Raw genomic sequence first — 2,262 nt, 5'->3', positions numbered from 1 at the left:
CAACTAACAAACTGCTCAAGAGGGATTCACAACGCGTGGCATTTTTACTATGCGTTGATTTTAGTGATTAAGGTGGTATGCAGCGGCTTAGGTATTGATGAGTTTTGGTGCTGGTTTGTTGTGAATTTAGCGGGCGTAAAGTGTGGAAAGGGCAAGTTAATCGAGCATTTCGCCTTTTCTGAAAGTCTTGCTTGTTGAGTTTTCCTGATTCAAAAGCTTGGTTTGTTGTTGAAAGGTGAACTTTGTTTTGGCGGCTAATTTATCACGGCTCTTGCTTGGGTTGATTCTTGAATCACTCAACCATTGCAATGGTGGTTTTTGGTCGTGTAAAGTCGATTTATCTTATTGAATTTGCATAACAAACGGCTCAAGAGGGATTGCCAACGCGTGGCGGCTTTAGTGCAAAATTGAAATTCAGTGTTTACAGTGTGTTTTTTGAGTTCGGTGGTGCGTTGTCAACCCCTTAGCCGAGCGTTAGGCGATTGGAGGAAACGATGAAATCTTTGAAAAGTGGTGAGCAGTATCTAGAGGTTTCCTTCGAGAAGCTTGAGTTATCAGAAAATAATTTCAAAGACATAGAATTTGAAGAATGTCATTTTTCAGATTGTGATTTGTCTGGCGTACAGTTCCAAAACTGCAAGTTTGTAAGTTGCGAGTTTGCACGTTGCAATCTCAGTTTAGCGAGTTTCCCCAATGCACGTTTATATGGTGTGTCATTTCAAGACAGTAAGCTCGTGGGTATCGACTGGACAAGAGCAACGTGGCCTGTCTATCACCTAGATTTTGAGCTTAAATTTCAGCGTTGTATTTTGAACGATGCCTCATTCTTTGGGCTGACATTGAATGAGTTAGCATTCGATGAGTGTAAGTTGCATGATGTGGACTTCCGCGAAGGCGATTTTGCCAGTTCAACAATGTGTTACTGCGATTTTACTCATAGCTTATTCATGCGGACTAACTTACAAAAAGTGGATTTCAGCGAATCGACAAATTACGCAATCAATGTGTTAGAGAACCAAGTCAAAGGGGCTAAGTTTTCTCGTTATGAAGCTCTGAATTTATTGGAATGTTTAGGCATCGAGTTGGTTGATTAATCGCCTAACAAACGCCTCAAGAGGGACTGTCAACGCGTGGCGTTTCCAGTCCCATTGAGCCGCGGTGGTTACAGTTGTTGTGTTTGAGTTTAGTGGTTTGCGTTGCCAGCCCCTTAGGCGGGCGTTATGTGTAATCGAGAGTTCAGGGAAAGAATGAAAGTACTTATATCAGGATCCAATGGGTATATTGGTAGCCACGTGACTAAGATGTTTGTCGAAAGTGGCTTTGAGGTTTCAACTTACAGCAGGTTTAGTGGTGTCTTACCTCCTGCTCGGAAGCTTACCAATGTGCCATCAGATTTCTCTGGTTACTTTGATATCGTTATAAATTGTGCTCGCCCACATTGGTCAGAATTTTCGCCGGATGAAATAGCTGATATAGAGTCCAAGCTGTTAACGCAGTTGGATAGACTAGCGGCTGAAGGTGCGACAAAAATCCACACATCGGGCGTTTGGCTGTTTGGCAATGCTTCTAACAATGACCTCAAAGAATTTAGGCTTAAGCCTCTAGCCGCGGTGGAACTGGACACAGTTACAATAGGTTGCGCTATCAAAAAGAAGTGGCATGTCGTTTACTGTCCTAGTTTGGTTTATGGTGGTGAAAACTGTCAGCTAAAGCGAATTGTAGACTCCTTATCTGACCAAACTCTCCAAGTAGCGATACCATCTCAAGGTTACAATCAATATATCCATGTTAATGACATCGCTCGATTTTATTTGGCACTGGTTCAAGGTAAACGTCCGGCTACACAACATTTTATTGCTGAGACTGAGGGGTATAGTCCCGAAGCATTTTCTCAGTTGCTACTAGACTTTCAAGTCGTAAAGCGGGTTCGCAAGAGCAGTTGGAGTGACTTTGAGAAATGCTATGGACCTTCGGCAGTCGAAGTTGAAAAGCTAAATCTTAACCTTCCAATTAGTCCTTTGTTTGAATCGACAGAGTCATTAAGGAAGTACATAGAAAATTACACATAACAAACAATTTAAGAGGGATTCCCAACGCTTGGCATTTTTGCTTCTACTTCAATTTTAGTGGTTACGGTACAATGCGTTAGGTTGGGTGGTAGCGTTGCTCACCCCTTAATTGGGCGTTATGCAACTCAGGTAAATTTAGGAGTTCAATCTTTTGTGATTTCTCCGGCCATTCGTTTTATGTTGTCGGCAAATG

Annotated in this window: 3 protein-coding genes; all 3 read left to right on the top strand. The window is 42.3% G+C overall.

Going from position 1 to position 2,262, the window contains the following annotated elements; genetic code table 11:
- On the top strand, positions 1-198 hold a 198-nt coding region (locus tag AACQ21_RS06815), incomplete at its 5' end, for a hypothetical protein (RefSeq protein WP_308514523.1).
- Between the two features lie 296 nt (positions 199-494).
- On the top strand, positions 495-1,094 hold the full coding sequence (locus AACQ21_RS06810; protein WP_105976646.1) for a pentapeptide repeat-containing protein: 600 nt from the start codon (positions 495-497) through the stop codon (positions 1,092-1,094).
- Positions 1,095-1,247: 153 nt separating this feature from the next.
- Entirely contained in the window at positions 1,248-2,069 is an 822-nt protein-coding gene (locus AACQ21_RS06805; protein WP_105976647.1) for an NAD-dependent epimerase/dehydratase family protein, read from the top strand.
- Positions 2,070-2,262 lie beyond the last annotated feature (193 nt).

This window comes from Vibrio sp. V01_P9A10T6 (assembly GCF_963877065.1).
Lineage (GTDB): Bacteria > Pseudomonadota > Gammaproteobacteria > Enterobacterales > Vibrionaceae > Vibrio > Vibrio anguillarum.
The sequence above is the reverse complement of the archived record's forward strand: the minus strand, read 5'-3'. Positions and strand labels throughout refer to the sequence as shown.